A 25,298-nucleotide genomic window follows, 5' to 3' on the forward strand; every position below is an offset into this window, starting at 1 on the left:
TCTAGGGATAACATTCATAATAGTTTCTTCATCCTATCATAATACTGAGTATATAATAAAGAAACCTACGCTTGATAACTTTACAAGAACTAAAAACAACCAAAAATTATGAAACACATTTTACAATTATTTTTTATCTTTTTTACATGTATTGCTAGTGCTCAACTGAATACTGGCGACATGGCATTTACGGCTTTTCATGCCAATGATGATGACGATTTTGCTATGGTGACATTCGTTGACATACCAGCAAACAGTAGTATTTATTTTTCTGACAAAGAATGGACAGGCACCGCTTTTAATTCTGGTGAAGCTAATTATGAATGGCAAACAGGTACTGATATCATTACTGCTGGCTCAATTATTACCTTTTATACTATTAGTGCAACACCAAGCGTATCTCAAGGAACTATTGTTGGTTCTCCTGGAGGTATTTCTGCTTCATCGGAAGCTATCTTTGTATATCAAGGTACCGATATAGATACACCTATTACATTTATTACTGCTGTAGCAAATTCATCTTCTGCTTACGATGATGGTGTTGGCACTGGCTTAACTGGTACCGGACTCACAGAAGGCTCTACTGCCATAACATATGCTAACGGAACTTCATTAGCCCTTTACAATGGACCAAGAACCGGTTACACTGCTAATGGATATAGTGTTGCTTTAAATAATATGAGTAACTATAATTTTGAAGAGGCTGCTAGTTTACCTTTTAACACGACGCCGTTTGTAATCTCGACGACAGACACCAATCCTCCAAGTGTTGCTAACGTTTACTCAATAGACCAAACGACTGTAGAAATTATCTTTACAGAAGACGTAACTCAGGCTACAGCAGAAGCAATGGCTAATTATACTTTCAGTCCTGCATTAAGTGTGTCTTCAGTTGTTTATGACAATGTTACGCTAACAGCAACTGTGACACATTCAGGTTTAACTGAAGGTTTAGCTTATAATGTTACTATTAATAATCTTGAAGATGTATTTTCCAACACACAAACTACGGCTTATGTGAGTGACGATTTTTATTATAATGCATTAACTTCTGGTTTAATCATTACTGAAATCATGTATAATGCTCCTTCTGACGACTCTGATGCTTTAGAGTTTATAGAAATCTATAATAACAGTACAGCTTCTATTGATTTAGGTGGCATAACAGTTAACGATGAAGGTAATTTCAGTTTTACATTTCCTGAAATGTCAGTTGCTGCTAGTGAGATCGTATTGTTAGCTACTGACAAAATCACTGCTGATGCTTTTTATGGTGTGACGTTCTTAGACATGCCACAAGCTATTTCTAACGCCTTAGGAAATGGTGGTGAATTACTTGAAATTAAAAATTCTAATGGAGATGTCATATCTCAAGTAGAATATAGCGACGATGCTCCTTGGCCAACTTCTGCTGATGGCGACGGCCCTTCTTTAGAGTTATTAAATCCCGATGCGGACTTTAATGAAGGAACCAATTGGGCAGCTGCCACAAATTTAGTCGGTCAATCTATAGGGGACAATGTATTCGCTTCTCCTGGAAGCTATACTCCTGTGACTACTGTAACACCTCAAATTAGTTTTACTCAAAGTACGTATAGTATTAGTGAGGATGGAGTTTCTATTGATATCTCAATTGAATTATCTGGACCTACATCAGAAATTGTTTCTGTTGATATTAGTTTAGTCACTGAATTACTTACAGCTACTGAAACTGATGATTTCACTTTTGTAAACCAAACCATTAGTTTTCCTGCAAATTCAACAGAAGCTATTACACTTACTATTCCTGTTACAGATGATATACTTGCCGAAATGGATGAACTTTTTATTTTAAAGCTTTCAAATCCTAATAATGGAACGCTTGGCGCTTATGAAACTGTTGGTATTTATATTTTAGATAATGACACTACGGTTCCTGTTGCAACTGATTTACTAAATATTGAATATGTCACCAGTTATTTAGTAGATGCTGATGGATCTGCAGAAATTGTAGCGCATGACCCTGTTTCAGAACGTTTATTTGTATTGAACTCAACAGGACAAAAATTAGAGATTATAGATTTTACGGATATCAATGCTATATCTACTATTAGTACTATTGATTTATCTACTTATGGTGATCCAACAAGTGTTGCTTATATGAATAATATAGTCGCTCTTGGTATTTCAAAAGGGCCTTTAGAAGATGGTGTGGTTATTTTTTGTGATATTGATGGCACAATTACTTCTACTGTGACCGCAGGAAATCTTCCAGATATGGTTGGATTTACTCCAGATGGGATAAAACTTTTAGTCGCTAATGAAGGGCAACCAAATGATGATTATTCTGTAGATCCTGAAGGTAGTATTTCTGTTATTGATGTTACAGGTGGATTGGGTAATATTTCTCAAACTAACGTTACGCAAATAAACTTTAATTCTTTTGATACCCAAATTGAAACATTAAAAACTAATGGTGTTAGAATCTTTGGACCAAATGCTTCAGTGTCTCAAGATTTAGAACCAGAATACATTACATTCTCTGATGATTCTCAAACGGCTTATGTAACGCTTCAAGAAAACAATGCCGTTGGAGTTATTGATTTAGCAACAAACACAATTACCGCTATTCTTCCTTTAGGCTTAAAAGATCATGCTTTAGCAGGAAATACATTGGACACATCAGATAAAACAGATTTTGTATTCTTATCTAATTGGCCAGTAAAAGGGATGTACATGCCAGATGCTATGGCCTCTTATGAAGTTGCAGGAACGACTTATTTAGTAACCGCAAATGAAGGTGACGCTAGAGAGTATGATACTTTTGAAGAAGAAGTGAATGTGAGTGATTTAAACTTAGATCCAATTGTATTTCCGAACGCGGAATTCTTACAACTAGAAAGCAACTTAGGTCGTTTAACCGCTACAAATGCCAATGGCGATTTAGATAATGATGGAGATTTTGATGAAATTCATGTGTTTGGTTCTCGTTCTTTTAGCATTTGGAATGCAACTACAGGTGCTTTAGTTTATGATAGCGCTGATGATTTTGAACGCATCACAGCAAACGATCCTGTTTACGGATCACTTTTCAACGTAAGCAATAGCAATAATAACTTTAAAAACAGAAGTGACAATAAAGGTCCTGAGCCAGAAGGTGTCACGGTCACAGAAATTGATGGTCAATTTTATGCGTTTATAACTTTAGAACGTGTTGGTGGGTTTATGACTTATAATATTACCGACCCAGCAAATCCGGTATTTGAAAAATACATGAATAATAGAGATTTAGGCGACGATGAAGGTGGTGATTTAGCACCAGAAGGTATTATTTATGTGACGCCAGAAAACAGTCCTAATGATACAGGTTTAGTAATTATGGCTAATGAAGTCAGTTCTACATTAAGTTTCTATGCGCTTAATGCCACAGCCTTAAGTACATATGAATTTACGTTGCAATCTGAATCCTTAAAAATGTATCCTAATCCTTCAAAATCGAATCAAATGGTATATTTTAATAAAACGGTTTCAGTGACTTTATTTGATCTTCAAGGTCGTGAAATAGCATCTGAGGAAAATACAATGGATTTCAAACTACCAAGCTTAACTTCTGGCACTTATATTTTGAAAACAAAAAATGGAGAAAGCTTCAAGCTTTTAATTAAATAAATCTGCTAATTTATGTCCATGAAAAGCACCTTCAATTGAAGGTGCTTTTTTTGTTGTAATAATTTAGTCATTTATCATTTAGAAGTTAAATCTTAATAATATCTAAAAGGGCATGTTGTTTGATAACAAATAGCAATACATTAGTAATTAATTAAATTTTATATCATCATGAAAAAAATAACCTCTTTATTATTTGCACTTACTTTTTTATTAACCTCTTGTACTGGCGACCAAGGTCCTCCTGGTTTTGATGGTGCACCAGGTATACCAGCAGATGAATATGCTGCTCAGTCATTTGAGGTATCGCCAATTAATTTTCAATACGATAACGATACGGGTTTACAGGAAGCTATTGTAGCTTTGCCTTATGATATACTAGACAGCGATGTCGTTTTAGTTTATAGATTAGATGAAGTAGTAACTATTGATGGACAAGACACTGATGCATGGTCGCCGCTTCCTCAGAACTTCTTTCTTAACGACACTGATATAATTCAATACGTATTTAATCATACTTTTGCTGATGTTAAATTGTTAATAGATGGAAACTTTAATCTTTCAACTTTAGATGCTGGTTTTACTCAAAACCAAGTTTTTAGAATCGTTATTTTACCTGCAGATCCTGTTAATAGCCTTGATATTGATTTTACAAACTTAGACAGTGTCATAGAAGCATTTCATATAACAGAGTTTGAAACACTATAAACTTACTTTCAAAGAAAAACACAAAGCCTGAAGATTCAATTTTCAGGCTTTTTTATTTCGGAAATTGCCACCATTGAATTAACATCTACCTATATTTGTAATATAATTAAAACGATTTCGTAGATGGAGTGTATTTCAGTTTTCGACATGCTAAAAATTGGTGTAGGACCTTCAAGTTCTCACACTTTAGGACCTTGGAGAGCAGCCGAACGTTGGGTAAAAGAATTAAAAGATAAAAAGCGTTTTGATAAGGTCGAAAAAATTACTGTAGATCTCTACGGTTCTTTATCTTTAACAGGAAAAGGACATGCTACCGATTTCGCCGTCGTATTAGGCTTAACAGGCGCGGATCCTGAACGTATGCCAATTGAAGACATCAACACAATTATTGATGAGGTTAAAACTACCAATGTTCTAATGTTAAATAATGAAAGAGCGATTCCTTTCGACTTTAAAACCAATATCGTTTTTAACCGAAAATCGCTACCATTTCATTCCAACGGAATGATTTTTACAGCACTAATCAACGGTAGAAATTATAAGTACACCTACTACTCTATTGGTGGCGGTTTTGTGGTGCAAGAAGAACGGAAAGTCTCTAAAGCAAACAAGATAATATTCTACTGTACTTTTCCTTATCCTGTTGCTTATGGAACAGAATTACTGAAATTTTGCGAGCAATTACAGCTACCAATTTCTGGTGTGGTTCTAGAAAATGAAAAATCGATACGCGATGAAGCCTCTATTGATTTTGAATTAAAACGTATTTGGAATACCATGTTAGAATGTATGTACACAGGCTGTCACACTGAGGGTAATTTACCTGGAGGTCTTAATGTAAGACGACGTGCTTTTGATATGCATAAAAATATCATAGGTGATAATACTTATGAAAACCCACAAGAATGGCTAGAAACTATTAGAAAAACTGAAGTTAAATTCCGTCAGATTTTAAAATGGGTGAGTTGTTTTGCTTTGGCTGTCAATGAAGTTAATGCGTCTTTGGGTCGTGTGGTTACTGCTCCAACAAACGGAAGTGCAGGCGTTATTCCATCTGTATTAATGTATTATTTAGTGATTGAAAATCATGAAGCGGATTTTGAACATATTAAAAAGTTCCTTTTAGTCGCAAGTGAAATAGGAAGCATATTTAAAAAGAATGCCACTATTAGTGCTGCAATGGGAGGTTGCCAAGCCGAAATTGGAGTGTCCTCAGCCATGGCTGCAGGCGCATTAACAGAACTATTAGGCGGAACACCTGAACAAGTTTTAGTTGCTGCAGAAATTGCGATGGAACATCACTTAGGTTTAACTTGTGATCCTATTGGCGGTTTAGTTCAAATACCCTGTATAGAACGTAATTCTATGGGAGCGATAAAAGCTATTAATGCTGCAGAGTTAGCTTTAGATACAGATCCTAAAAATGTAAAAGTCCCTCTTGATAAAGTGGTACAAACGATGTGGGAAACTGCAAAAGATATGAGTTCTAAATATAAAGAAACCTCTGAAGGTGGTTTGGCCGTTGGAGTTCATTTAACGGATTGTTAACCTAATGAATTTAAAAATACTTTTTATATGTCTTTTTGTTTCAACTGTGATTCAAGCTCAAAATCACAAATATTTAAACGCTGATACACGCCTTTACAATGAAACTGACGAAAACGAAGGTTTCAAAGGATATTTTAAAGTCAATGCCCAGGTTGAAGTACTTTCTGCACAAATAACTGATTGGACTTTTGTAAGAGCCGATAATGATACTAAAGGTTATGTACAATCAAAATATCTTTCCGACAAGCCCATTTCAAGTCAAAATACAGTAGAAGACAATGATAATCCCATTTTAAATGGTGATAAGTATTACGGTGGACATCATTTATTTGTAACTGTAGCCTCTTTAAGGGCAAGAGGAAAACCAAGTTTGTCTGGTGAAATTAAAACCATCTTAACCATGGGTGAAGCTGTGCCAGTAAAATATATACCGATTGAAAAAGATGCATGGGTAAATATATCTAACAGCAGATATATTCAAAGAAAATATCTTAATGAGCGTCCAGATTATGATGCTTTAGCATTGACTTACGCCAATATAGAAAAACATAATTTTGATGAACGCTTAAAGATTGCTGAACGTTTAGTAGAGTTAGCTTGGAATAGCGGCTACGCCTATCTAAAATCCGCTTATCTTGTTTTACTCGATGTCGCTAAGGAGACTCATAATACAGCATTGATTAAATCTACACAAATGTACTTGACTTTAGCTGACGGTTTAGAACATCCATTACCTCCTGAAATTGTCACCGAATTTATAAAAAACGCCAATTTTAAAATAAAAGGCGTACAAATTAACAAGCTAATGGTTGACTTAAATACTGTTATTGACACTTACGGTCAACCTTTAAAAATAGAAAATATAAGTGATGAATGTGGAGTTAATTATAGCAATACATTTTACAATTATAAAAACATGACGTTATCTGTTAATCTTGAAGAAAACTTAGGCGAAATTGTCGAAATCATCTTAGATGAAAACAGCGCTTTTATAATGAATGAAAATTCTATTTTAGATCATACTATGACTGAAACTCGATTTATAGAATTATATTCTAAGTATATACACACTGACATACAAAATCTTCATACGTATGCTATTTCAAATGGTTACGGCGACTATAGTGTAGCTTTTAAAAATGGTAAAATCTATAGCGTTGCTATTTTTAATCTTTGCTAATTATTACTGTTGTCACATTTCCTGATGTTCACCAAGTAAATAATTTTTATATCGTCTTCAACTTTCAATAACTGAAAAGAATAGCTTCAAAATGATTTATTTTCTCAAGGTACTCATACTAAAAAAGTGTACAAGTGCTTACCATGTTATGTTTGTGACAAATTATGATTATGATATTATTTATAGCTTCAATTAATCAAAAGCTTAACAAATCTCATTATTTTTACCAACAACTAATATAAATACAATGTCAGTAGCTAAAAAAGAATATAAAAGGATCACAGTAAAGACTTTAGTCGATATGAAGTCGAAAGGAGAAAAGATATCAATGCTTACAGCCTATGATTACACCATGGCTAAAATCGTTGACGGTGCTGGTATTGATGTTATTTTAGTTGGTGATTCTGCTAGTAATGTTATGGCAGGACATGAAACAACGCTACCAATAACGTTAGATCAAATGATTTATCATGCCTCTTCTGTTGTTAGGGCTATTGAACGCGCTTTAGTTGTTGTTGATTTACCTTTTGGAAGTTACCAAAGTGATCCAAAAGAAGCTTTACGTTCTGCTATTAGAATAATGAAAGAATCTGGAGGCCATGCGGTAAAAATGGAAGGCGGTAAAGAAGTAAAAGAATCTATAAAGCGTATTCTAAATGCTGGAATTCCGGTAATGGGACATTTAGGCTTAACACCTCAATCCATATATAAATTTGGAACTTACACCGTAAGAGCGAAAGAAGACCAAGAGGCACAGCAATTAAAAGAAGATGCTTTAATGCTAGAAAAAGCAGGTTGTTTTGGAATTGTATTAGAGAAAATACCTGCTGCATTGGCAAAAGAAGTTGCCGAAAGTGTATCCATTCCTGTCATTGGCATTGGTGCTGGTGCTGGTGTTGACGGTCAGGTTTTAGTATTACACGATATGCTTGGTATGACACACGAATTTAATCCGCGATTTTTACGTCGTTATATGAATCTTTATGAAGAAATGACTAATGCTATAGGTCAATATGTTGCAGATGTAAAGTCTGAGGATTTCCCGAATGATGAGGAACAATACTAGTAAGCAGTAAGCAGTAAGCAGTAAGCAGTAAGCAGTAAGCAGTAAGCAGTAAGCAGTAAGCAAAATTAATTTTCCGTGAATTCGTGAGTCATAATTCTAACAAAATCCTTTCCAACAAAAACAACCTACAGGTTATCCACGAAGACAATCATATCATCATTGTTAACAAGCGTGCTGGTGATATTGTACAAGGTGATAAAACAGGTGATAAACCATTGAGCGAAGTGGTTAAATCACATTTAAAAGATAAATACAATAAGGATGGCAATGTTTACTTAGGAGTCGTTCACAGATTAGACAGACCTACCACTGGCATTGTAATGTTTGCAAAAACTAGTAAAGCATTACCTCGACTTAATAAATTGTTCGCAGAAAAAACAGCTAAAAAAACATATTGGGCTTTGGTGAAGAATCAACCACCTAAAACGAATGACACCTTAATTCATTGGTTAAAGAAGAATCCAAAAAACAATAAATCAACGGCGTATATTAAAGAAATTGAAGGTAGTAAAAAAGCTATTTTACATTATAAAATAATCCAAAAACTCGATAATTTCTTTTTATTGGAAATTGATTTAGAAACCGGACGACATCACCAAATTCGTGTGCAATTGGCTTCAATTGGTTGCCCTATAAAAGGGGATTTAAAATACGGCTTTGATCGCAGTAACAAAGATGCTAGTATTAGTTTACATGCTAGAACCTTAACATTTATGCATCCTGTAAAAAAAGAAAAAGTTTTCGTCACTGCACCTTTGCCCAATGATCCTCTTTGGGATGCTTGCAACACTTAAATTTCTCTATATGGATATTTCAAATTAAGGATGGTACCTTGTTTTAGTTGAGATTCTAATTGAAATTTAGCATTCAACAACTCAGCTCTTTTTTCCATATTAATAAGTCCTGAACCCTTCTCAGCATTCTCAATATCAAAACCACTTCCATTATCTTCTACTTTAATATTCAGAAATTGTGATTCATAATTTAATGACACTACTATGGTTTCAGCCTGCGCGTATTTTAAGGTATTTGAAAAAAATTCTTGAAGTATTCTAAATAAAATAATTTCATCTTTTTTGTTTTCAAAATCAACTTTCTCGCCTGTAATTGATAAACGTGTTGCTATCAGTCCTGATTTATTCAAGCGTGCCACCTCATTTTTAACCGTAGCATCAAAACCTAGATTAAAAATAACGTCACTATTCAGAGACTTAGATAAGGCTCTAACTTCCTCTAAAGAATCTTTTAAAGCACTTGCAGCATTCTCTACCTTGGATTTCGCTTCGTCTTTAACGACACTTGCAGCAGCATTCATTTGCATTGTTGCCAAAACCAACATTTGTCCGACATTATCATGCAGTTCTCTACCCAAATGTTTTAAGGTTTCTTCTTGTATTTCTTGTTGCGTTTTAACCAGTTCTTCTTCAAACTGCTGTTTTTGTTTCACTTTGTCTATAAGAAGTTGGTTTTTTCGTTTTTGAAACACCACAAAGAAAATAAAAACAACTGCAGATATTACAACTAATACACTAATCATATAAACCAACAGATAGCGTTCTGCATCTGAAGTTACTATTTGGTTTCTGGCTCGCAACATATTAAGGCTATAGTAAGGGTTAGGTAAAAAATAACATTAACAGATAAATAAATTTGATATTTTAAAATGATATAACTCCAATCTGCCGTTGAAAAATATATTTCATAAAACACCATTGGACCTAATAGTAAAATCCAAAATAAAAATGCGGCATTTATATAAAAGTAAATAGATTTATAAAAGTAAATAATCTTATCACTTTGAAGTATTTCTACTAAATACACACACACGCATACAAAAATAGCCCATAGACTTAAAGTCATTAAAAAAGGATCTAACATTAAAAATACCTTTTCAAAATTTATAACACTGTAGATAATAAACAAACTGGTGTAACTATAAAAAGCATATTTCACAGTTTTTTTATAAATTTTCTTTTTTACTATGTTGTAATTTATAAATGAAGTAAAAGCGACAATACCAAAAAACCAAAATATGGTAAACCACCAATAATTATTTTTAATGAGTGTACCTTCAATTAAATAATATAAATCCATATCGTATAGATACTCTGGATAACTCCCTAGTAAATCGACGAAAAAAGCATAAATCAAAAAAAAGATTAAATATTTAGCTACTGTTAATTTGAATTTTTTATAAAACAAAACACCCGTCAAGGCGGCTAAAAACTCTATTGAATGTGTAATTATGGAATAGTTTTCCTTTAGAAACTCATGCATTTATTCCTACCTATTGAGGATAATTAGCTCCGGGTGGTCTTCCATTTTTACCCATGTCCAATCCATCAGAATCTGGTAAATCAACAGCTCCCTTTTGCACAGAGACGAAACTCCCTTCTGAAGTATTCTCGTGACCTGTAGGCACAAAAAATAACGTGGTTAAGCCTTTTCCTTTAACTGTATCCGGATGAGCACCTAGGTACAAACGTAAACCGTCTAAGGTATAGCCATTGTCATTAGCTTGTTGTTTTGCATGAGCTAAATAATTTTCAATATCTTCTAAATTATACCAAGACGATCTGTTGTCTCCCGTTTCAGCCCCTTTAAATAACGAATCGTTAATAATCCTATAGCGCTCATTATAAGCTTGATCTAAAGTCTTAATTTCATCTGGCGAAATGACACCTACTGGTGGCTTAATTGTTGGTGGGTGTGTTGACATATCCTGGTTTTTCTTAGAATAAAAATACATGGCTAATACTCCCAGTAAAACACCTAGGATAAGTAATCCGAAATTTTTCATAATAAATGGTTGGTTAATTAATTATGACCGTAAATTATTGATTTTATTTAACATATAAAATTTAATCAATCGTTTTCGTAAGTCATTAATATTTTAATCTGATTTTCAAATGATTACCAGTGGTCTTTTGACTTAGAATATTTATTGATTTTTCAGTTAATTGTAGTACTCTAGGATAACCGCCTGTGGTTTGGCAATCGCGCATTAAAACAATGAGTTGACCTGACGGAGTAAGCTGCACAGTTCCCGGTAAGACTGGAGAGGTTAATATAGATTTTAAATCATTCTGAATTAAAGGTTGAAGCTGATAAGCCATACGATTGTTATATTTTGAAACTTCAAACGTGGTATTTAAAAGTAAATCCCTCTGGTCTTTAGAGAGTTTATTAAATTCCGGACCTTTCATAACACGCAAAGTATCCTCATCCAAATAGGACGCATCAAACTTTAACTTTGCATTTTTAGGAAGTATTAATTTTGAAGATTTCATTGTGTCTAAACAGTCATCCTTCTGGATTCGGAAATCATCCGTAATTCCTTTCAGCATACTTCTACTTCCTAAAACCATATCGGTTAAAAAGCCACCTTTTACTGCCATATAAGCTCTAAATCCTGTTTCTAAACGCCCAAAAGCAAGTGTGTCACCCTTATGCACAATAATAGATTTAAACATCGCAATCGCTTCACTATTTAACTTCGGACTCATATCAGCACCAGTAATAGCAATTGTAGTAGGTTCTAGAAATAACAAATCAGCTCCAGTCATCGTCATTTCCAAAACCGCAGCCGCTTTATCATTTCCAACAAGCTTATTTGCAAATTGACTAGAATATGAATCCATAGCACCAGATACAGGTACACCGAAACTGCGATGGCCTAATCTCCCTTGATCTTGAATCATGGAATAGAATCCTGGTTTTATTACCTTAATCATTTAATAATAACGTTTTGAAATCAAACTTTGGATTATTGATTTCGGACTTCATTTTTTGATGTTCTAATTTTGAAATTGGATGAAATTTCACACTATCACCTGCCTTAATAAAACATGGTGGATTGTGTTTAGGATTGAATAATTCGATGGGTGAATTTCCAATAATATGCCAACCCCCAGGACTGTCTTGTGGATAGATTCCGGTTTGTTTTCCACCGATACCAACGGACCCTTTTTTTATGTTGAGGTTTGGAGTTGTTTTCCTATCCAAATGTAACTCCGGAACGAGTCCTCCTAAGTATAAAAACCCAGGTAAAAATCCAATAAAAAAAACAGTATAAATAGTATTAAAATGCATCGTAATAATATCCTCTTTTGATCGATCTATCTCTTCAGAATAACTATCTAAATCCATAGCGAATTCATCCTCATAACAAACAGGAATCCTAAAGATTTTGGATTCTGTTTGTTTCGTGTTTTTCTGACTTGAGTATAGTTCTTCTAAGTCTAAAAACACATCATTGACATAATCAATATCTTTACTGTAAATAATTAAAATTGAGCTATATGAAGAAATCACATAAACTGATTGTTTAACATATTTAATTTCTATCATTTCTTTAAAAAAAGAAGATCTTCAAGTATATTTTCATCAATAACCGCCGGCCATTCCACCAAAATAGAATACTCATTATATTGCGAATACTGAAGCTGAAAACTCATAATTATTATTGAATTTTAATATTATTTTTCACCAAGTTATCGGACAAATATTTCAAAATTTCAAGCGCATTTCCAGTATCTCCATGCACACAAACTGTCGCTACTTTTATAGGCACTTCTACTCCATTTACGGACGTCACTTTTTGATGTTTTACCATGCTCAGAACATGGCTCAAAACAGCTTCTTTTTCATGTAAAATGGCATTACTATTTACCCTAGAAACTAGAGATAAATCACCGTTGTAATTTCGATCTGCAAAGGCTTCAAACTTCACTGTAATATTTTCACTTTTTGCCACTTCAGCTAATACTGAATTAAAAGGAGCATATAATTTAATTGGAGACGAAAGGCTCTTTATGACTTCAATAATAACTCGTGCTGTTTTTTCATCTTTAGCAGCCAAATTATATAATGCGCCATGAGGTTTTACATGATACAAATAAGCACCTTCATCATGCAAAACCGTCTGCAAAGTACTCAACTGATGCCTTAAGCTCACATACAAATCTGACGCAGAGAGCTGCATAATTTCTCTTCCAAAATTCAACGTATCAGGAAATGAAGGATGTGCTCCAATTTTCACATTATACTTTTTTGCCAGCCTAACGACTGCTTTCATGCTTTCTAAATCACCCGCATGTCCACCACAAGCTATATTACACGAGGACAATAAAGGCATTAAATCCAATTCATTACCGATGCCCTCACCAACATCTGCGTTAATATCTACACTAAATACCTCTTCCATTTTATATCACATTAAAAACGCTTAAAATTCCTTTGACCCCTAAGAAGATTGTAATAATTAAAATTATGACACCTAAAACATTCTGAAACTTCGAATTTACATAAGAGCCTAAGACAGAAGATTTATTCATTACCCAGAGTAAAAACCCTGCTATAATAGGCAATAGCAATCCATTAGATACTTGCGCAAATTTTATAATTTCAATAGATTTAAACCCAATACTCGAAAACACAACGCCCAATACCACAATCACCATCCAAACCGATTTAAACTTTTTAGATTTTAAATCCGCTTCCCAACCCAAACAGCCACTAGTTACAAATGCCGCAGCCAGCGGTGCTGTAATCGCACTTGTAATCCCTGCAGCGAACAAACCAATAGCCAAAAAGTATTTTGCAAAACTCCCGAATAATGGCTCTAAGCCCAACGCCAAGTCTGATGTATTTGTAATGGATTGTTTTTGAATAGCAGATGCCGCAATAATGATACACATGGATACCGTTCCTCCTAAAATCACAGCGACCAAAGTATCTTTCTTTGCTATTGGCAAATCACTCTTTGACTTCCATTTGGTTTTAGCTAAAGACGCATGTAGAAAGAGATTGTAAGGCACAACGGTTGTGCCGATTAAGGCTATAATTGTTAAAATACTACCTTCTGGTGCGACTGGAATCACTATTGCTTTTAAAATTTCTAAAAGATTGGGTTTTGTGAGAATCGCTGTAGTTATAAAAGCAAAACTCATCAGAATCACTAAGAACACAAAGGCTTTTTCTAATACTTTATAATTTCCGATATAAAGCAGAACAAAAGCAATTACACCAATAATTAAACTCATAATGTTGAGCTTAAGTTGACCTATTTCCCAAATCACATTCCCGACAATCGCTTCCATCCCTAAAGCGCCACCACTAATGTTCCCTGCTTCATAGGCCGCGTTCCCAATAACGATTGCACTGATAATTAGAAGAACAGCTATTCCTTTTACAATTGGATGTTTAATTTCTTCTCTAATAATTTCAGACAAGCCTTTTTGCGATACGATTCCTAATCGCGCCGCCATCTCTTGCAATATAACAGTCGCAAAAATAGACAACACCATTGCCCACAATAACGTGAAACCAAAATTGACTCCTGCCAATGTGCTAACCGTTACGGTTCCCGGACCAATAAATGCGGCTGCAACTAAAGGTCCTGGCCCAATATTTTTAAAAAATTTCTTCATTCGTTATCTATCGAATTCAACGCATAAATAGCGAAACTCCCTAACCAATGTCCTCCTTCGTAGCTATCTCCTACAATGCTTAGTAGTGAATAATCAATATGTTTATTAGCTACATTTTGAAGGTGCTTATACTCTGGCAAATCCTTAACGATATAATTAAGACTCCATGCTCTAGAAAAGTTAACCCCATCAAGATGCACCAGTTTTCCATCGGTTCTATCTGACACTTCACCAACAGCGATATCAAAATCTTCATTAATAAGCTCTGGCATAAAATCGTTTATCCAAACTTTAAACTCCTCCATAGACAATACACGTTTCATTAAAGCAGCCTCTTCCAAACATGGTGATAAAAAATCGAAACCGCTTGGTTCCCATTCTATAGGACAATCTTGATCATCTTCATAAAAATCCCTCGCTCTTTTTTCTATTAATACTTTTAACTCTATATGTTCAACAGCAACCGCATAATCATAAGCGAAACTCAACCCAAAAGCCGTGTTAGGGTGCTCACCAACTCTAATTGGATAATTTAACTTCGGTAAAAACTCCACGTATTTATCAACTATCAAATTCGTTAACGGCAGAAGATTAGCTTCTAATCGTCTCGCTACATCACTATCCCAAGTGTGTAATTCTTCTGCTAACTTTAACAACCAAGCCCAACCATAGGTCCGCTCAAAAGATTCATTATACTGACTATTAAAGTATAACAACTCTTGCGCTATGTTTTCTTTCGATATATTATGAAGCAATTTCTGCCCAATCTCAGCTCTATTTTCCAGATCAGGAAATTGCTTTAATAATGACACCAAACTCCAATGCCCATGAACCGCAGAATGCCAATCGAAACAGCCATAAAATGCTGGATGCAATTCTTTCGGCTCTTTTAAATCAGAAGCATTTGCTATGGTTTGATTCAGCTTATTTGGATACTCCGTATCCATACAATGTAGTGGTAATTTCGCTAATCTATTAGCTTGCTCTAAATTTAGAATTGACACATTAACCACCTCAACCTTTGTTACATCTTTTTCAGACGCAATCTGCTTATCTTCGCTATTTCTGCAATTAAAAACCAGCAGTAATACAATTAGAATGTATTGTTTTTTCATTTATATTATAAACTATTATTCTAAACTATTAAACTAAGTAAAGAGCCTTATACTGCTAAAAATCAAATAACAATAATTATTAAATAAAATCAACCTAACCAACCTTCTCTATCTAAACTTCGATACTGAATAGCCTCGCTAATATGAACACCCAAAACATCATCAGCACCTTCTAAATCAGCGATCGTTCTCCCTACTTTCAAAATTCTATCATAAGCTCTAGCTGATAAATTTAAACGCTCCATTGCTGATTTTAATAACTGCATGGAAGCCTCATCTAGTTTACAATACTTCCGGATTTGCTTGGTGTTCATCTGTGCATTGTAATGAATATTCGGTAAATCTTTAAAACGCTCCGTTTGGCGTTCTCTAGCTTTAGTCACGCGTTTTCTAATGTCTACTGAAGACTCACCATTACGCTCGTCTGCTAATTTTTCAAAAGGCACCGGAGTGACTTCAATATGAATATCGATACGATCTAATAAAGGTCCAGAGATTTTTCCCATATAACGTTGCATTTCTGCAGGAGATGATGTTATTGGAGAATCCGGATCATTAAAATAACCGCTCGGACTCGGGTTCATACTGGCCACTAGCATAAATGATGATGGATACGTGACTGTAAATTTCGCTCTGGAAATCGTCACTTCTCGATCCTCCAATGGTTGACGCATGACTTCTAATACTTCGCGCTTAAACTCTGGTAATTCGTCTAAGAATAGAACACCATTATGAGATAAGGAGATTTCACCCGGTTGTGGGTAACTTCCGCCGCCTACGAGCGCAACATTCGATATCGTGTGGTGAGGACTTCTAAAAGGCCGTTGTGCCATTAAACCCGTATGTTCTTTTACGCGACCAACAACCGAATGAATTTTAGTAGTCTCCAAAGCTTCGTGCAATGTCATTGGAGGCAAAATGCTTGGTAAACGCTTTGCTAACATGGTTTTCCCCGAACCTGGCGGACCAATTAAAATAATATTATGACCTCCTGCTGCGGCAATTTCCATACAACGCTTAATTGACTCTTGGCCTTTTACGTCTGAAAAATCGAATTCAGGGAAATCTAAATTTTTATAAAATTCTTCTCTTGTATTTATTATGGTTTGCTCTAAAGGCTCACCTTTATCGAAATGATTAATGACCTGCATTATGTTTTCGACACCAAAAACTTGTAAACCATCAACGATTGCGGCTTCTTTAGCATTCTGAATTGGCAATATAAACCCCTTAACCCCTTCTTCTCTTGCTTTTACAGCCATTGGTAAAGCCCCTTTAAAAGGCTGCAAACTTCCATCTAAGGACAGTTCTCCCATAATCAGATAATCCTCTAAATTTTCTGCTTTAATTTGATTTGTTGCCGCTAAAATTCCTAATGCCAAGGTTAAATCATAAGCAGATCCTTCCTTTCGTAAATCAGCAGGAGCCATGTTAATCGTAATTTTTTTACCTGGAATTCGGAAACCATTATTCTGAAGCGCAGCTGCAATACGATAATTACTTTCTTTAATGGCATTATCTGGAAGTCCAACTAAATGATAACCAACTCCTATATCTACGTTTACCTCAACTGTTATAACAGAAGCCTCAACACCAAAAACAGCACTTGCGAAAACTTTTTTAAGCATGAATGATTAGTTTTCTTAAATGTAAGAAAACCAACGCAATAAAAAAACCTTTCAAAATTTAATCTTGAAAGGTTTTCCTGCTGTAGATAATAAAATCTATTCTTTTAAAACCTTAATAATTCTTATAGCCTCACCAATTTTAACCTCAACAAAGTACATTGCAGATGGCAAATACGCCATATCTATTGTCGTATTTTCACTATTAACAAGTATAGTTTGCAACTGTCTTCCTGTGACATCCATTATTGATACATGATCTATTATTGTTGTGTTACTTAAAAATAACTGATCATTCACTGGGTTTGGACGGAATGAAAATTCAGAAAATAAATAATCGTTAGCGCTAAGCGTGCTTTCTTCTCCAAACGTAAGATTATCTAAATAAGCTTTATCATCACTATTTTTACCAAGTTGCTGTAAGGACACTCTTAAAGTATTTCCTGCATAAGACGAAAGATCTACTTCTACATTCTGATAATCATCTGCATTATTAGCGTTAAAGCTTTCTAGTTCATCTCCATTAATAACAACTCGAAATACAGATTCTGTATTTGAATTTAAGAACGTTTGTCTTAAATCGAAATTCATAAATAATTCTGAAACATTAGTTGCATCAATTTCAAAATTCACTTTAGAGATAAAGTTCTGATTTTCTAGCCAATTTGAATTTGCATCACCCGTGTTATACCATTCGGTATTATCCAAACCACCAGTCATCATAATCACATTTTCACCATTATCATTCGCAGGTCTACATAGTGTGTTTTCTGTTTCTTCCAAAATTAACCCTACAAGATTATCACCATCAAAATCATAACTTGTAACAGTACCATTTACCACCTCAACTCGTTCTTCATATTCACCTTCTAAACTAAAGGAATCAACTGAGATCGTACGAACTATAGAAGAATACCCAAAATCTAATAAAAATGAATAATCGCCATTTACGATTGGTGTAAATGTTGTTTCTATGGTGTAATAATTATAGAAACCATAACTAAATTCTGAAAAATAATTAATATAATTATCTAAAGCCTCCGTTGTATTTCCTTGACCTGTCCAAATTTTAACACTCTGAGAACTATAATCCCCTTGCTCTTTTCTTATTTTAAATGAAAGCGTATACGTTGTACCAGCTTGCATATTAAACATTGGAGTTATCATGTAAGCCTCAATACCATATTGGTCAAAAATAGCGTATAGATAATCTGTATCTCCATCACCAACTTGATAAGCACTTAAATTGGAATTACTAGACACCCAAACATCATCTCCCTGAAAACACTCTGGCAAGATACCTTGACCATAAGCATCCATGGTATCAAAATTTTCTACCCATGGCACACTTTCTACATTACAGGCTGTGGTGGCATTAATTGGCCCAACCCAGTCACTTGCTCCTGACGAATCACAATTTGTTCTGATATAAAACTCATAAGTGGTTTCAACATCTAAACCAGTAATCGTTATGTCATTGGTATTTGTACTCGCAATTGATCCTGTACCTGGCGAGAATCCTTCTATTCCATATTCAACATCGAATGTTGCTCCTAAATCTAAATTTTCCCAAGATATCGCAACACTTGTATCTGAAACCGATAAGAAATCTACACTTATAGGTTCTAAACACGCCGGTCTTTCTTTATATTCAATATCATCAAACATAACCATTGAATAATCGTTTTCTTCATTATGCTTTATAGCAATGTGATGTGCATCTCCTGTATATGACGCAAAATCGATTAAAAACTCTTTTCCAAATAGCGGAACCTCATCTGCCCAAATAGTCGTAAAAGACACAAATGTTTCACTATCTAATGGATTAGTCATAGTACCAATAATGATTCCCGATTGATTATAAGCTGATCCTGTAGTTTCATTTCTAACCCAAATTTTAAGAATTTTATTCGCATCTAAATCTGACAAAAACGGTGAAACTAAAACACCAGCTAAAGGTGGATCACTTGTACCACTCAAATTCACGAAACCTACATTTGGTGACGAGCTAGGACTAACAACAAGCCCCTCTGAATTATAAATTCCCGAAGCTTGCTTATCATTCCTTGTCCAACAAAAATTTGGAATAGGCTCATATATCGCATATTGATATGAAGCATCATATTGATCAAAATTTTCGTAAAACGGTGCTTGCTTTTCGCACGTAATCGTAAATGCATACGGCACACTCCAATCGCTATAACCTTGCTCTGTACTACAAAAAGCTCTAACACGATAATCGTAATTAGTTAACGAACTTAAACCACTAATTACAAATGGATTTGAATCTGCCTGTACAATCGTACCATCACCTATACTGAAATCTATAGGTCCATATTCAATTTCCCAATTTTGAGGTCCTTGCTGCGTGTTATTATCTTGCCATGTTAAAGTGATTTCGCCAGAATCGGTTTGTGTAGCTTCTAAATCAGTTGGTGTAACACATCCGATTTCGGTATACTCAAAATCATCAAAAAGAATAACTTGACGCTCATTTATTCCTGCCTGTCTAATTCCTATATATTCATCCTCTAAATAGAAATTTGCTAGATCGATCTCAAACTTTGTCCAAGTATCTTCGTTCTCATAAGCGTTTGTGATTGTATAATACGGTGTAAACGTTGTATAATCATCAGGATCTGACATCGTACCAATAATAACCTCTGAAGGAGTTGCATAAGCGCTAGAAAGTGGATACATCCAAAACGATATTCTTTTGTAATTATCTAAATCAATTAATCTTGGCGAGACTAAAATTGTCTGTTCTGAAACTTCTTCATGTAATGGATTATTGGTTTCATTTAAAAACCATATCGCCTGTTCTCCTGTATGCGCATCTGGTGTAGAAATTGCACTATTATTATAAACCCTTATCTGAGCTATTTCATCCCAATATGGTGATCCTACTTGCGGTAACAAACCTGTCCAACAATGTTCTAAATAGCCTAATGGATGATTTTCAAAACCTTCTTGATAACCAACCTCATAACCTTCACACTTTGTTTTAAAAGTTTGCTTTACGGACCACCCACTAAATGCACTTCCACAATTTACTCTTATATAGAAGTCATATTCCGTATCTTCTAAAAGATTAGAAATCGTTAAGAATGAACTATCATTAGCTGTAATAGTTGTCCCGTTTCCAATTTCAAAATCCGAAAAACCATATTCAATTTCCCAATCTGTAGGATTTGAATTTTCATAAGTCTCCCAACGCACATCTACAGCATCATAACGTTCATCTAAAACAACTGGATAAAGTGGCTCTGTACAGTCTGGAACGCTTTCAAATATAAAATCATCTAAGAAAAAATCGCTATTTGAACTCTCATTCTCTAGCCTAATTGCGATGTATGTATCACTTCCTGTAAAATTATCAAAATAAATAGTGTGTTCTTTCCATTGCGCTTGCGGTCTTCCGTCGTTTTTAAGCTCACTCATTTCTTCAGGTAGAACATCTCCAACTAAAGTAAATGTAGAAATGTCAGTTGGGTCTGTCATTGTACCGACCTCAATAGCTAATTGATTATAAGTTGACGCACTAAAACTAGCATCCGAAATAAGATTAAATCGTAATCGCTTAGTATTATCGATATTTAATATTTGTCTTGAAACAAGATATAAATCAGTTTCTCCTGTGTTATTATTGAATCTTAAAAACTGATTTCCGCTTACAGGTAATATTCCATATGTTTCAATTGGACTAATAAATGCATAACTATCACTAGAAATAACACTCCAACATGGACTTAATTCTCCTTCAAATTCAAAAGATTCAAAATAATCCCCTTCAATAGGAAGACATGCTGTAAAGAACGTCAGAACTTCTGTCCACTCTGAATACAACTCGTCATCATCACATTTAGCTCTTACTCTAATACCGTATTCAGTGCCTTCAAGAAGATTTTCTAACACATAACTATTAGACGTTACCACTATAAATTGTTCAGAATTATATGCATTTAATTGCTCAAACTCAAGTTCGTATTCTATATCTGATTCACCTGCCGTCCAACTGATTTCTGCACTATTGTCATAAATATTATCTAAAGTTAGCGCTGTAGGAACATTACATACAACAGATTGTAGATAAGCAAAATCATCAATAAGCACCTGATCACCGGAATAATAATTAGCTCGGCTTTGTCTAAAAGCTATAAATTGATCTGTACCATTATAATCCGTTAAGTATACGGTTCTCTTTTCCCAAACATCAGGTTCAACTTCTCCTGTAATGGTTTGCAACGCTTCAAAGGTCGAAGCATCATCAGGGTTACTCATGGTTCCAACAGTTAAACCTTCGTCGTAATTACTAATATAAAACTCAATCTTTTTATCGTTTGATAAATCTGTAAATAATGGTGACACCATCATAACTCCATAACTAGAATATGAACTGGTATCTCCCAAGTAAGCCGAGTAACCATCATCACCAAAGTTATTATCAATAACCATTTCGAAAGATGTTGTATAATGGTTTGAAGAAAACTCATAAGCTGTCCAACACTCATCTAACGATGAGCTATTAAAATCGTAAGTATACCCTGTAAAATAAGATTGACCACAACCTACATCTACTGTTACTTTATCTGACCAATCACTCGTACTATTTGCATCACAAATAGATCTCACATAAAAATCATACACAATATCTAATGGTAAATCTGTAACACTAAAAGGATTTGAATTTGCCTGAATCAATGTACCATCATCAAACCAAAACCCTTCTTCTCCATATAATATTTCCCATTGCGTAGCGGCACTTTCGTCACTCCAAGATAATTCAATTTCACCGTTAGAAATTGATGTATTCGCAAAATCACTTGGTGTTAGACAGGTTGGAATATCTGAATATTCAAAACGATCTAAATAAATAATAGAAGTCCCTCCTATTGGCTCATCTGCGATTTGCATTTTAAATGCTACATAATTATCTGTTCCAGAATAATCATCAAAATTGATTGTGAATTGCTTCCACTCTCTGTAAAGCATATCGGCACTTAAAATAGTTTCTTTTGCCGTAAAAGTGTTTTCATCTGCAGGATCAGTCATAGTACCTACAACAATATCAGCATTGCTATATCTTGGATGCAACCAAAACTTAACACGTTTAGTACCATTACTTAAATCACTAAACTCTGGTGACACTAAATACAGATTATCTGTCTGCTCATAGTTATTGAATTTAATAGTATTCCCACTTCCTCCAAGTGGATATTGATTAGAACCATCTACAATATTTGTATCATTTATTTCTGGATCTACAACCGGTAATCGCGACCAACAATTTGCAAACTCATTGCTATCAAAATCTTGACTATAATATCCTGAAAACAGACCACAATCAGTATGTAAATTGTAAATCTTAAACCAATCACTATAACTTCCACCACCACAATCTGATCTGATATAAATATCGTAAGTAGAATCTGGGTATAAATTATTAACGGTTGTATTTTCTCCTGTTCCACTAAGCATAGTACCTGAACCTAATTCAAAATCTACTAAACCATATTGAATCTCCCAATCTGTTACTCCCACAGTATTTGACCATTCTAAATCTACTGTAGTATCTGTTATTGCTATAACTTCTACATCAACAGGCTCTAAACAATTTGGAGTGTTTTGATATACAAATTCATCTATATAAAATTCAGCATAACTATCTACCTGAACCTGATTAAACGCTATAAAACGATCATTCCCTGTATAGTTTTCGAAATTTATAATAATTTGTTGCCATTCCCCTTCTATCAAATCTAATGATGAAATGGTTTGATAAGGTGTAAACGTAGACATATCGTTTTGGATCGATAAAGTACCAATAACCAAATTAGACTCTCCATCTACATTCTTTAACCAAAATTTGATACGCTTAGAACTATTTAATTCAGATAACTCAGGAGTAACAATAGCGCCGTCAACCGAATTTTCTATTTTAAGAGCACCAACAGATGCAGCTGTATTTCCATCTTGAGTTATATATCCACTTCCTAATACTTCCCAGCAATTATAGAATTCACCACCATAACCATCTTCAAAATCATAAGCGTAATCTGCAACAAGTGCTGGACATGCCGTTGTAAATTGACTTGAATACGACCACTCACTATTTTCATCATTACTACACTGCGATCTTATATAGAAATCATAAGTTGTCTCACTATCTAATCCTTGTAGTAAAAACGGTTTTGAGGTTGTATTAACTACCATACCCATACCTTGAGCAAACCCTTCAATACCATATTCAATGTCCCAACTTTCGGCATTACCTAAACTTGTCCAATCTATTAATGCTTCAGTAGCATAAGTTATTGTTTCAGAATCTAAAGGTGTTATACAACTTGGTGAATCTTGGTACGTAAAATCATCGATTAAAGATAATGCATAGCCTCCGCTTACTCTAAATGCAACATGATTTGCAGCACCTGTGTAATTTTCGAAATCAACATGAATTTCCCTCCATTGAGAACCAATACCTCCACTCATAGTAACATTTCGGTAAGGTTCGAACGTTGTTATATCATCAGGATCTAAAATTGTTCCTACGTTAAGCCCACTCGCTATTGGTGAATTCAACCAAAAAGACACACGCTTAGAACTATTAAAATCTGATAACTCTGGTGTGATTAAAAAAGCTTCATTATTAGATGAAACACGCATACCAACCGAATTATTACCTGTATTTGCTGTACCAACCGTTTTTACATAATAGTAATTTGATGAATAAAGTGGCGATTTCCTCCAGCAATCATCTATAAAAGGCTGTGTTGTTGTTTCAAAACTTTGTGTATAACCTATGACTGCAGCATCACAATCGTCAGGACTACAGGTTTCCGTAAAATAACTTGTTGATGGTTTTATGAAATTATCATTTGCATAAATGACATCATCTACACAAATGCCACCCAAAGACGATGCATTATTGATATTGAAATATGTAAAAATTGAATTATTACCATTCTTAGCATTTACCGATGCTATTTGAGAACCACTCAAATCTAACCATACTAAATTAGGGTTATTAGAAACATCTACTGTATTGACGTATAAATCATCAAGAGATAAATAGGCTAAATTTATATTATTACTGACATCTAGTTCCGTAATAAAATTATTAGTGACATAAAGATTAAATAAGTTAATATTATTTGAAACATCTACACTTGTAAGGTTTAAGTTTCTAAGATATAGTAGGCCTAAATCTGGCATGTTAGACACATTAATTTCAGATTGATTGGTATACCACAAAGAAATTTGTTGTAATAAATTATTATTTGAAAAATCTATAGTGTTTAGGCTATAACAATAAGTGGCGCTAAAGACCTCTAGATTAACATTATTAGTAATATCTAGATCTACAATAGAGGTGAAATTTAATTTAAGATTTTTCAGGGCAATATTAGCTGACAAATCGAGCTCGTAAACCGAATTTGCTGCAACATTTAAAATCTGAAGGTTAGGATTTAAACTTGTATTTAGTTCTGTAATATTATTACCATTACAAGCCAATTCTTGTAAATTAATATTCTGAGAAACATCTAAAATACTCAACTCATTAGCTGCAATATCTATTTTCTGTAAAGCAATATTATTTGATAAATCAACTGCTATTATTTCATTGTTATTACATAGCAACTCTACAATAGATACAAAACTCTCAATACCTGTAAGATCAGAAATTTCTAAAAAACCGAGATTAAGACTTCCGGCATAAGCTTCTGCTTCTGAAACCTGAATTTCTTGATCTCCATTGGTATCAATAACTGGATCGTGATTTAAAAGGGCGGTTTTAAAATTTACATCTGGAATATTTACATTCTGAGAAAAGGAGAATTGAGCAACTACAATACAGAAAAGCATTGACGTTGACAGCTTAAGTAGATTCATTAGGGTTGGTTTAAAATGGTATATTTAATTAATTTAAAGACTATTACAAGTTTTTTAGATTTGTAATATTTGATAATTCTCTTTATACAT

At 34.2% G+C, this 25,298-nt stretch carries 16 protein-coding genes; 6 read left to right on the top strand and 10 right to left on the bottom strand.

From position 1 onward, the window contains the following. The first annotated feature begins 108 nt into the window (after positions 1–108). The 6 genes from ADIWIN_RS19755 to ADIWIN_RS16035 all read left to right on the top strand — a co-directional run bounded on the left by ADIWIN_RS19755 (position 109) and on the right by ADIWIN_RS16035 (position 8,941). Positions 109–3,648, top strand: a complete 3,540-nt coding sequence (locus tag ADIWIN_RS19755; protein WP_020894567.1) for a choice-of-anchor I family protein — start codon at positions 109–111, stop codon at positions 3,646–3,648. Between the two features lie 168 nt (positions 3,649–3,816). Next, entirely contained in the window at positions 3,817–4,353 is a 537-nt protein-coding gene (locus ADIWIN_RS16015) for a hypothetical protein (RefSeq protein ID WP_020894568.1), read from the top strand. A gap of 123 nt (positions 4,354–4,476) precedes the next feature. Further along, positions 4,477–5,901, top strand: coding sequence for an L-serine ammonia-lyase (locus ADIWIN_RS16020; protein ID WP_020894569.1), 1,425 nt, complete (start codon positions 4,477–4,479; stop codon positions 5,899–5,901). Between the two features lie 4 nt (positions 5,902–5,905). Continuing rightward, entirely contained in the window at positions 5,906–7,081 is a 1,176-nt protein-coding gene (locus ADIWIN_RS16025; protein ID WP_020894570.1) for an SH3 domain-containing protein, read from the top strand. A gap of 247 nt (positions 7,082–7,328) precedes the next feature. Then, positions 7,329–8,147 carry a 3-methyl-2-oxobutanoate hydroxymethyltransferase gene (gene panB / locus ADIWIN_RS16030; protein WP_040757616.1) on the top strand — a complete coding sequence of 273 codons (819 nt, stop codon included), beginning with the start codon at positions 7,329–7,331 and terminating at the stop codon, positions 8,145–8,147. 83 nt (positions 8,148–8,230) lie between these two features. Next, on the top strand, positions 8,231–8,941 hold the full coding sequence (locus ADIWIN_RS16035; protein WP_020894572.1) for an RluA family pseudouridine synthase: 711 nt from the start codon (positions 8,231–8,233) through the stop codon (positions 8,939–8,941). Here ADIWIN_RS16035 and ADIWIN_RS16040 read toward each other — a convergent pair. The 10 genes from ADIWIN_RS16040 to ADIWIN_RS16085 all read right to left on the bottom strand — a co-directional run bounded on the left by ADIWIN_RS16040 (position 8,938) and on the right by ADIWIN_RS16085 (position 25,208). After that, positions 8,938–9,744, bottom strand: a complete 807-nt coding sequence (locus ADIWIN_RS16040; protein ID WP_020894573.1) for a sensor histidine kinase — start codon at positions 9,742–9,744, stop codon at positions 8,938–8,940. The two genes, ADIWIN_RS16035 and ADIWIN_RS16040, sit on opposite strands and share 4 nt — an antisense overlap. After that, positions 9,720–10,424, bottom strand: coding sequence for a hypothetical protein (locus ADIWIN_RS16045; protein ID WP_020894574.1), 705 nt, complete (start codon positions 10,422–10,424; stop codon positions 9,720–9,722). Before ADIWIN_RS16045 ends, ADIWIN_RS16040 begins: the two co-directional genes overlap by 25 nt. Positions 10,425–10,434: 10 nt before the next feature. Next, entirely contained in the window at positions 10,435–10,947 is a 513-nt protein-coding gene (locus ADIWIN_RS16050) for a hypothetical protein (protein ID WP_020894575.1), read from the bottom strand. 85 nt (positions 10,948–11,032) lie between these two features. Beyond that, a complete protein-coding gene (locus ADIWIN_RS16055; protein ID WP_040757617.1) occupies positions 11,033–11,881 on the bottom strand; it encodes a 5-oxoprolinase subunit C family protein in 849 nt (282 codons plus the stop codon). Continuing rightward, a complete protein-coding gene (pxpB, locus tag ADIWIN_RS16060) occupies positions 11,874–12,497 on the bottom strand; it encodes a 5-oxoprolinase subunit PxpB (RefSeq protein ID WP_051155486.1) in 624 nt (207 codons plus the stop codon). The genes ADIWIN_RS16055 and pxpB overlap by 8 nt, the downstream gene beginning before the upstream one ends. Before the next feature lie 112 nt (positions 12,498–12,609). Continuing rightward, positions 12,610–13,353, bottom strand: coding sequence for a 5-oxoprolinase subunit PxpA (gene pxpA, locus ADIWIN_RS16065; RefSeq protein ID WP_020894578.1), 744 nt, complete (start codon positions 13,351–13,353; stop codon positions 12,610–12,612). A 1-nt stretch (position 13,354) separates the two neighbouring features. Next, entirely contained in the window at positions 13,355–14,578 is a 1,224-nt protein-coding gene (locus ADIWIN_RS16070; RefSeq protein WP_020894579.1) for an Nramp family divalent metal transporter, read from the bottom strand. Further along, positions 14,575–15,693 carry a DUF2891 domain-containing protein gene (locus ADIWIN_RS16075; RefSeq protein ID WP_020894580.1) on the bottom strand — a complete coding sequence of 373 codons (1,119 nt, stop codon included), beginning with the start codon at positions 15,691–15,693 and terminating at the stop codon, positions 14,575–14,577. Before ADIWIN_RS16075 ends, ADIWIN_RS16070 begins: the two co-directional genes overlap by 4 nt. Positions 15,694–15,782: 89 nt before the next feature. Beyond that, complete coding sequence (locus tag ADIWIN_RS16080) at positions 15,783–17,321, bottom strand: YifB family Mg chelatase-like AAA ATPase (protein ID WP_020894581.1); 1,539 nt, start codon at positions 17,319–17,321, stop codon at positions 15,783–15,785. Positions 17,322–17,417: 96 nt separating this feature from the next. Beyond that, positions 17,418–25,208 carry a T9SS-dependent choice-of-anchor J family protein gene (locus tag ADIWIN_RS16085; protein WP_040757618.1) on the bottom strand — a complete coding sequence of 2,597 codons (7,791 nt, stop codon included), beginning with the start codon at positions 25,206–25,208 and terminating at the stop codon, positions 17,418–17,420. Positions 25,209–25,298 lie beyond the last annotated feature (90 nt).

Origin of the sequence: Winogradskyella psychrotolerans RS-3, assembly GCF_000427335.1 — a bacterium.
GTDB classification, from domain to species: domain Bacteria; phylum Bacteroidota; class Bacteroidia; order Flavobacteriales; family Flavobacteriaceae; genus Winogradskyella; species Winogradskyella psychrotolerans.